The organism is Actinocrinis sp., assembly GCF_035938995.1.
Taxonomy (GTDB): Bacteria; Actinomycetota; Actinomycetes; order Streptomycetales; family Catenulisporaceae; genus DASZGI01.
On record NZ_DASZGI010000381.1, the window covers coordinates 1 to 6,040 of the forward strand.

General features: G+C 68.5%; 6 protein-coding genes. 2 read left to right on the plus strand and 4 right to left on the minus strand.

All coding sequences use genetic code 11. The features are described 5' to 3' along the window. The first annotated feature begins 491 nt into the window (after positions 1-491). Entirely contained in the window at positions 492-1,424 is a 933-nt protein-coding gene (locus VGZ32_RS26445; RefSeq protein ID WP_326888927.1) for an undecaprenyl-diphosphate phosphatase, read from the plus strand. Between the two features lie 132 nt (positions 1,425-1,556). After that, on the plus strand, positions 1,557-2,576 hold the full coding sequence (locus tag VGZ32_RS26450) for a hypothetical protein (RefSeq protein ID WP_326888928.1): 1,020 nt from the start codon (positions 1,557-1,559) through the stop codon (positions 2,574-2,576). Between the two features lie 28 nt (positions 2,577-2,604). On the opposite strand, the gene VGZ32_RS26455 is transcribed toward VGZ32_RS26450, so the two are convergent. The 4 genes from VGZ32_RS26455 to VGZ32_RS26470 all read right to left on the minus strand — a co-directional run. Then, positions 2,605-3,495, minus strand: a complete 891-nt coding sequence (locus VGZ32_RS26455; protein WP_326888929.1) for a TRM11 family SAM-dependent methyltransferase — start codon at positions 3,493-3,495, stop codon at positions 2,605-2,607. Between the two features lie 188 nt (positions 3,496-3,683). Further along, positions 3,684-4,244, minus strand: coding sequence for a 16S rRNA (guanine(966)-N(2))-methyltransferase RsmD (rsmD, locus tag VGZ32_RS26460; protein ID WP_326888930.1), 561 nt, complete (start codon positions 4,242-4,244; stop codon positions 3,684-3,686). Positions 4,245-4,312: 68 nt separating this feature from the next. After that, on the minus strand, positions 4,313-5,797 hold the full coding sequence (locus VGZ32_RS26465) for an ATP-binding protein (RefSeq protein WP_349263761.1): 1,485 nt from the start codon (positions 5,795-5,797) through the stop codon (positions 4,313-4,315). A gap of 127 nt (positions 5,798-5,924) precedes the next feature. Then, positions 5,925-6,040, minus strand: a 116-nt coding sequence (locus tag VGZ32_RS26470; RefSeq protein WP_326888932.1) for a LuxR C-terminal-related transcriptional regulator, incomplete at its 5' end; no start/stop codon positions are given.

The following is a 6,040-nucleotide window of genomic DNA, read 5'->3' on the forward strand; positions in this document are numbered from 1 at the left end:
GCCCCGGCGATCAGTCCGCGGCGCGAGACGTTGTGCTCGCCGTCGTCGCCGGTCCCCGCCGCCCGGTCCCGTGGTTCCTCGGTGTGTTCTGACGTCACGAATTCGCTCCTGTGGGTCGTGCGGCGCAGCTGCCGCCGAATAGGGGGGCGTTCGTTACCGGAAAGTAGGTTCGCGCGGCGCCCAGCGCAAGAACCCTGTTCGGCCGCACCGTGTCCATCGCCTGAACGCCGAAAGGCCGAGAAACTAAGCGGCGCGGTGTGTCAGGACCGCGCGACCGCCACAGCGCCCGCGCTCCCGGCGTGCGCCGCCGGGCGTGAACCGCTCACAAGCAACGGGTGAATAACAGACAAGCCGATGCCGCGAGCGGCCGTCCGGGAGTAGGTTCGCGATGTCCCGGTCGGGTGGCCGGGGCGCCGCGAACCGGGTGTGCCGCCGAGCGCGGCTATTCCAGGGAGCCGGCGCGTCACGAGCACCGGGCAAGGGGGCCTTCTGTGACCGGGCTGACCTATCTGCAGGCCGTCATCATCGGTCTCCTGCAAGGGGTGACCGAGCTCTTCCCCGTCTCCAGCCTCGGCCACTCCGTTCTGGTGCCCGCCTGGATCGGGGGCTCGTGGGAGCATCTGGTCACCGAGAGCGCCAGCAAGGAATCCGAGGACTCGCCGTACCTGGCGTTCATCGTGGCGCTGCACGTGGCCACCGCGCTGGCCCTGCTCAGCTTCTACTGGCGTGACTGGGCCCGCGTGATCGCGGGGCTCGTCAGAACCCTGCGTACCCGCCGGATTGAGACCTCGACCGAACGGCTCGCCTGGCTGCTGGTCGTCGCCACCGTCCCGGTCGGCATCAGCGGTCTGCTGCTCGAGCACGTCTTCCGTACCCTGTTCGCGAAACCGCTGGCCGCCTCGATCTTCCTCACAATCAACGGCCTGATCCTGTTCGGCGCGGAGCGGCTGCGCCGCCGCCCGGTGCCGGGACCGGACGAGGCGCCGGCGCCAGGCGCGGTCAAGGCTCCGAGCCGCGCGCCGGCCGCGGGATCCCGTCAGCTGGACACCCTGGGCTACCGCGAGGCCGCGATCATCGGGCTCTTCCAGACCCTCGCTCTGCTGGCCGGGATCAGCCGCTCCGGGATCACGATGGCGGCCGGGCTGCTGCGCGGACTCGACCACGAGGACGCGGCCCGCTTCTCCTTCATGCTGGCCACCCCGGTGATCTTGGCGGCCGGCGTGTACAAGATTCCCAGCCTCACCGGCCCGGCCGGCGCACACATCCACGGCCAAGTGATCGCCGGATTCCTCACCGCCGGGGTGGCCGCCTACCTCTCGATCAGGTTCCTGACGAGGTACTTCACCACGCGCACGCTGACGCCTTTCGCGATCTACTGCCTCATTGCCGGGGCAGTCAGTACCGTGTGGTTCGCAGCTTCCTGAGCCACCGCCTCGAATACACCGTAGCTTTAGCAACTGTCCATCATCGGTGACGCATGATGTACGCGGAGCCTGCTGTGACCGATGGCAACGGAGCCGTCGGCGCGGGGGCCGACATCGCACAGGGGGTAAACCATGAGGGTGTCGGGGCAGGAGGGCGGGGCTGCCGGAGTGTGGCAGTGGCTCGTCGCGGTTCAGCGGCTGCGGGCGGTACCCGCGGCCTATTTCCATCCGACGCTCGACCTGGCTCAGGCCGCGCGCGGGCTCGGTTGCGACAGCGGCCTTGTCGAAGAACTCGTACGTGCGGGATTCCCGGCCGACGAGACGCCCGAGGGGCTGCGCTTCGACTACTACGACGTGATGAACCTGGGGCTCGCGGCAGGTCTCGGCCGCTCTCTCGCGGAACAGTACGAGCAGCGATGCGCGACGATGGCGACGGGCACGCCCGAGGACTGGTCGGCGCAGCGCTCCTGGCGAGTGCGTCTGGGCGCGCCGTGCACCGCGCCGGACTGCGGGGGAGCGATACCCGCGCCGCCCGCGCCCGAACTGCTCGGCGGACGGCTCGTGGAATATCAGAGGTCGGAGAGAAACCCGAACGACGCGATCGCCGTCGTGCTGACCCGGGGCCGCCAGGAGCAACCGCGCACCGACCTCGTCCGCCGCATCCACGACGAGCTTCTGACCGGTCTGACCACCGGCCGTTACCAGTACAGCTGGCTGCCGGACACGCTGCGCCTCGACCCCGAAGCCGCCGCAGCGCACGGAATGCTGGACAGCGGCGTGGCGGCGTGGCTCATGCGGCGGTGGGCACTGGAAGCAGGGCTCGAAGTCCGCACGCGCAAGGGCTATCTGCTGGGCCTGGTCGGCGTTGAGCACGCGTGGGCCGAGGTGCGCGAGCAAGGGCGGTGGCTCGTCCTGGACCCGGTCCTCGCCTTCCACGCGCTGCGCCGGACCCCAGGCGGAACGGACGCCGCGGCCGCCTTCGCAGCGTTCTGCCAGGGCTCCGTGCACAACCACCTCCTCGCCTGGCCCGGCGCGGCCAACGAGCCCTTCACCGAGCACCAGTGCGCGGCGGGCGGCCATATCGCGTACCGGTGCGGCCGCCTTCCGTCCGCCACCCTGGCCCGACCTGTTGCGAGCATGGCCGGCGTCTGAGCCCTGCGCATCGGCGGCCCCGCCCTCGTTACCTTCGTTGTTGTCTTCCCGCTGCTCGCTTCGCCGCGCGCGTGCGGTCCAAGATGAACGCGCTCGGATGCAGCCCTCCCGTCGCGAGCTTCACCTCACGCAACAGCCGAAGCCCGCGCGTGCGCTCCACCGACGCGCGAAACAGATTCTTGTCATCGGTCAGCACGACCGCGCGTCCGTCCATCCGCAGCACCCGGCCCAGCTCGCTCAGGAACCCCGGATAGAGCTCGATGTTCGCGCCGTGCGACCCCACCCGCTTGCCGAACGGGATGTTGGACACCACGCGATCCACGCATTCCGTCCGCAACGGCATCGCGGTCGCGTCGGCCCGCACCAGAGCGCCGTCCGGAAACAGCGTCTTCTGATTCGCCGCGGCGGCCGCCAGCGCCCGCGCCGAGATGTCGCCGCCCACCAGGCGCAGATCCCGGCCCAGCGCCGCCGCCTCGACCAGCAGCGTCCCGGCCCCGCAGAAGGGGTCGTACACGAGTTGCCCGGGCTCCGGCTTCGCGAACTGCACCATCAGCGCCGCGATCAACGGGTTCGTCGAGGCGGGGATCCGTTCCATCGGTGCGAACCGGGCTGAGTGGTAGAGCGGTCCCACCTGTGCCAGCAGCAGATCGCCCCGTCGTGTGATGTTGACCTGCCACGCGTGTGGAGCGTTGACCCATCCCAACCGCTCCTCAAGCAGATCTCGCAACTTCCATCTGTCCACCAGCGGATCAATCCGGAAGCCCACCTGCTCGACCGTCGACGCCTCAGCCGCATCCATCGCGACAGCGCTGAGCACCCCACTACGCCGTGAATCCGCCAAAAGGCGAAGCGCGCCCTCGTATTCGTCCCCCCGGTTCTCCTCATACGCGCCCAGCACCACCGACAGCGCCGAGTACATCCGAAGCTCCGCCACCGGCCCCAGTGGTCCGCGCAGATCCGCAACGACCGAGTCCTCGACGCGATGGATCCCGGTCAGCAGGGGCGCGCCCAGATCATGGCACTGCTGCAGCAAGCGCTCGACCACGCCCGGCAGGCTCTCCAGATGGACTCGGTCCGCGACCTCCCGCTCTGTGTCAACCGCCGGGTTCACGCGACGTCAACCGCCCGCGCATACCAGAGCCCTGTCTCTCCGTACGCCTTCTGCGCCACCAGCTCCAAGCCGCCAGGCCACTCCGGTGACGCGGACCGAGTGTCCCGTTCGACCACGACAACGCTCTCGGGACCGAGCCATCCGTTGGCCGTCAACAAACGCAGATCCGAGTCGACCGACTGTGCATAAGGCGGATCCAGGAACACCACATCCATGGCCCCCGCCGCCGGCCGCCCAAGGAACTTCTCCACGCCCACGGCCTCCACCCGGCACGCAGCCTCCGCCCCCAGTACCCTGGCATTCTCGCGAATCACCTTCACCGCATCGCCGTCCCGCTCCACGAAAGTCACCTGCGCCGCGCCCCGCGAAAGCGCCTCGAACCCGATCGCCCCCGACCCCGCGTACAGGTCCAAAAACGCCGCGCCCGAAAGCTCCACCAGCGACTCCAGCGAGCCGAACAGCGACTCGCGGACCCGGTCGCTCGTCGGACGGGTCGAGGCGCCCGCCGGCGTCCGGATGACCCGCCGGCCGTACCTGCCCGCGATGATTCTGATCACCCCGCGAGCTTACCTTCGCCCTGCGGCCGACCAGCGGACCGCGCTCCGCGAGAAGGCACGCCGGTTCTTCACTCGGAGCCCTCAACCCGCCGGTAAAGGTCTTCCGGACTGATGAGCAGGACCTCCGGGTTCTCAGTCGCCGCCTTGCGAAGGTCGTCAGTGAACCCCGCCCCGGCGTAGCAGGCGAGCTTGGCGGACTCGGCGCCGAGCCTGCCTTGCGCCGTGAGCAGGGCACGGATACGTCGCAGACGCTCGAGATGGGTCAAGCCCATGACTTCGCCCCACTTCACCTCTCCGATCGCGAGCAGCGGCTGTCGATTGTCGTCGTCCAGACCGAAGGCGACGACGTCGACCTCGTACCTGGTCCGGTTCGCCGGATCGTTCACCGTGCCGTGTTCCACACGATGGGGGTAGCCGTCGAACAATCCATTCGGAGCGAGATGACGCGTCCAGTGACGGCAGACGTGCTCGAAGTGTGGGCCGAGGACGTTGCCGACGAATCGTTGCTGGCTGCGCTGCCACAGCCTTGTCGCGTCGCGGGTGTGTTCCAGATCTGACCAGATCGGACGCATGACGGCGTGATAGAAGGCGACGAGCGGTTCGTTGATCCGGAATTCTGTCCGATTGTCCTTGAAGGCGTCGGGTTCCTTGGTGATGAGCCCGCAGTCCTCCAGGACGTTTAGCGGATGAGCCAGGTCCCCGGACTTGCGACCGAGATACGAGGCGATACCGCCGCGATTGGCGTTTCCGACGGCGATGGCCGCTAGCACGGAGTGGTAGAGGTTGGTGTCGTGAAGTTCGGGTTCATCAGCCAGCAGATACCGTGCCTCACGGAACAGCGGGCTGGTGGGGGACAGGACGGTGCGCAGGATCCATGCGTCGAAATCCGCTGGGTTCTTCGGGGTGTCGTCCCTCGCGTATTCCCGGCGGTAGGCCGGTGTGCCACCGACGACGGCGTTCACCTTCAGCGCGGTGGTCGGGTCGCTGATGTCCCAGAATTCGGCGGCACGTTGGTGGTCCAGTGTCGGCACGACCAGTTCGAGGCCGGCGCGCCCGCGCAGAGGCGCGTCGCCGCTGAGCAAGCTGCCCATGAATGACATCGCCGAGCCGCAGAGCAGAAGCCGCGTGCGGCTGGAATCCCGCTCGCTGCGCAGCGGCGCGAGCGCGTTCTGGACGATCGACGGCAAGCGCGGGTTCGCCCGGGCAAGGTAGGGAAACTCGTCGATCACGACCGAGACGGCCCGTTCGCGCCCCAGCGCCAGAATCGCATCGAAGACCGCGCGCCAGTCGTCGAACGCCAAGGGAGCAGGCGAGCGCAGATACTCCGCGAGCAGTGTGCCGACCTGGCGCAGCGACTCCCCGTCTGTCGCCTCGTCCGCTGCGAAATAGAAGCCGCCGGTTGCCCGGCACAGCGCCCGAAGCAGGAAGGTCTTGCCTTGCCGTCGCCGACCTGAGACGACGCCGAGAGCGGCCCCCTGGCGTTCATCTGTGGCGAAGGCGCTCAGGGCGGACCACTCGTGGGTTCGGTCGAACATTTCGGCCGGCCTGGGCAGCGGCATGGACGGGCCTCCCGCGCTTCGATTCCCATAAATCAACTTATGATAACTCGACTTATGGGAGTTTCGCTAGCGGTGCCGCGGCCGGCCTTGAGGTGGGCGTGACAGCTTTCGCACGAGAACTTCAGCCGCGCGGGCCCACCAGGCCGACGTCGTAGGCGATGATGACGGCCTGGACGCGGTCGCGGGCGCCGATCTTCGCGAGGGCGCGGCTGACGTGTGTCTTGACCGTGGATTCGG

Coding starts and splice junctions, on each gene's coding strand:
- VGZ32_RS26450 (WP_326888928.1), top strand. CDS start 1,557: ATGAGGGTGTCGGGGCAGGAGGGCGGGGCTGCCGGAGTGTGGCAGTGG.
- VGZ32_RS26455 (WP_326888929.1), bottom strand. CDS start 3,495: ATGTACTCGGCGCTGTCGGTGGTGCTGGGCGCGTATGAGGAGAACCGG.